2 protein-coding genes are annotated in these 2,683 nt (G+C 30.6%); both read left to right on the top strand.

Features of this window, described 5'->3' with window-relative positions:
* A partial coding sequence (locus ACTHW2_RS12190; RefSeq protein ID WP_442264185.1) for a helicase-related protein occupies positions 1-1,545 on the top strand: 1,545 nt, incomplete at its 5' end.
* Positions 1,546-1,551: 6 nt separating this feature from the next.
* Positions 1,552-2,683: RNA-binding domain-containing protein (locus ACTHW2_RS12185; RefSeq protein WP_442264184.1), on the top strand; the 1,132-nt coding region annotated here is incomplete at its 3' end.

The raw sequence follows: 2,683 nt of genomic DNA, 5'->3' as shown, positions 1-2,683 counted from the left end.
AATAATCTTTATGAATTTTTACTTAAAATATCGCCTAAAACTAAGAGTATGTTACTTGCAACTGCTACTCCAATACAAATGTATCCTATAGAACTATGGGATTTGATGAATATATTATCTCAAAAAAATGATAGCGTTCTTGGTAGTATATCTTCTTATTGGAGAAAGAGAAATAAAATTTCTAAAGGTCTTAATTTAATAATGGGAAAAGAAGAAATTGAATTTTTTAATGCGGAAAATTGGGAATGGATAAGAAATCCTTTTCCACCTTCTCATGAAAGTTCAACTTTTGCATCTCTTAGAATAAAATCTAATATGGATGACAATGATTTTGTTTATAAAAAGTCATTTACAGAATTATCAATGGCCGAAAATCACAGAATAGGAGTTCTGTTGACTGGAAATTTTTATAATAAACATAATCCTTATATTCGCCATGTAATAAGAAGAGAGAGAAAATATTTAGAAGAAACTATTAATCCAGAAACAAATGAAGCTTATTTAAAAAAGATAGAAGTTGAACTTAGAGGAGAAGATGATGAAGAAGCTTTAATATTATCTTCATATCTTAAAGAAGCTTATGAATATGCAGAGGAGTTTTGTGAAGAACTTGGAAAGAGATCAAAAAGCTCAGGCTTTTTAAAGACTTTACTATTAAAAAGAATAGGAAGTTCTATGGAAGCTGGGAGAAATACGGGTCTTAAAATGTTAAATAATTGGAATACATCTTTTCATGAAGTGATAGAAGAAGAGGAAGAAGAATCTAAAAAAGAATCCGATATAAAGAATCTTACAAAAATAGAAACTGAATTGTTAGAAAAATATGTAAGAGCTCTGGAAACAAATGAAGCAATAGATCCTAAATATGATAAAACTGTTGAACTCTTAAAAGATGAAAATTGGATTGAAAGAGGTACTATTATATTTTCTCAATATTTTGATACTGCAAAGTGGATTGCAGAAAATCTTTCAAAAGAGTTTAATGGTAAAACTATAGGTTTATATGCAGGTGGATCTAAATCAGGAATATTTATTGATGGGATATTTAAAAGAAAAGAAAAAGAAGATTTAAAACTCATGGTAAGAAATAGAGATTTAAGTGTTCTAGTAGGGACTGATTCTGCTAGTGAAGGATTAAATTTACAATCACTTGGAACTCTTATAAATATTGATTTACCTTGGAATCCTACAAGACTTGAACAAAGAAAGGGTAGAATACAGAGAATAGGACAAATCTATGATACTATATATGTATACAATATGAGATATAAAGATTCAGTTGAAGATAGAGTTCATAGCTTATTATCAAAAAGGTTAAAGAATATTTATAATGTATTTGGACAACTACCTGATGTATTAGAAGATGCATGGATAAATATTGCAATAGGAGAAAAAGACAAGGCATTTGAAATAATAGATAACGTTCCAAAAAAACATCCATTTGAAAATAGATACAATATTGGAGTAAATCATATAGACTGGGAAAGTTGTAGTGAGGTATTGGATAAAAAAGAAAAAAGAAAATATTTAGAAATGGGTTGGTAGCTTGATATGAAAAATAAAGAAGATATATTAAAGTTATTAGATGAATTAGATATTCACGTTGCAGATGATTTAGAAACGCAGGATTTAGATTTTAAGGAGTGGATTGAAAGAAGTTTAAATGACTCAATTAAGATGGCTGTAAGAATGGCTGTATGTATGGCAAATGGAGGAGGAGGAACTACTGTATTTGGGGTTAGAGATAGAGTGAAAGGAAGAAATGAAGCAATAGTTGGAGTTCCACATGAAGTAGATGCTGAAATATTACAGAAATCTATATATGAGAAAACCGATCCTCACATTACTCCAATATTTGAGTGGATTGAAGTTCCTGAAGGACATAGAAGATTATTGATAATGACAATCCATCAAGAAAAATCTCTATACACAGAAACAAATGGGAATGCATCAGTAAGAATAGGTAAAGATTGTAAGCCTTTTACTGGGTCTGTAAGAAATGAATTCCTGGCTACAACTGGAATTTCAGACTTTTCTGCTCAACGTATAGATGCTCCCTGGCAAGAATGTTTTTCTCCGGTTGCAATGGAGAGAGTAAGGATGATGATGTCAGAAGAACATGCACCAGATACTTTATTAAAAAAGTCTGATGAAGATTTATTGAAGTCTATTGGAGCATTAAAAGATGGGAAGTTAAGTATCGGAGGATTGTTAATTGTAGGTAATGAAGAAGCAATTACAAAGTATATACCAAATCATAGATGGGACTTTAGAAAAATGATTAGTAGTACAGATTACTCTATAAAAGAAGGTCAAAGTACTTCAATACCAATTGGACTTTATGAGATTGAAAGATATATGGCTACGGAAAACACCACGACAACAATAGAAGTAGGTTTTTTGCATCCGGAATTTTCTAGGTATCCTAAAATAGCACTAAGAGAGGCACTTCTTAATGCTTTTTCACATAGAGATTATCGAGTACCAGGTAGTGTGATGCTCAAGCATTATAAAGATAAATTAATCTTGACAAATCCGGGAAGTTTTATTGGTGGAATTTCTTCTGGTAATATATTACATCACCCTCCGGCAGCAAGAAACTCCCACTTAACTGATTTAATGGATAAATTAAGGTTAGTAAATAGAAGCAATCTTGGAGTTCCTAGAATATTTAAATCTTTAC

It is taken from the genome of Tissierella sp., assembly GCF_052089545.1.
Taxonomy (GTDB): Bacteria; Bacillota; Clostridia; order Tissierellales; family Tissierellaceae; genus Tissierella_A.
This window is presented reverse-complemented; position numbering and strand designations above follow the sequence as displayed.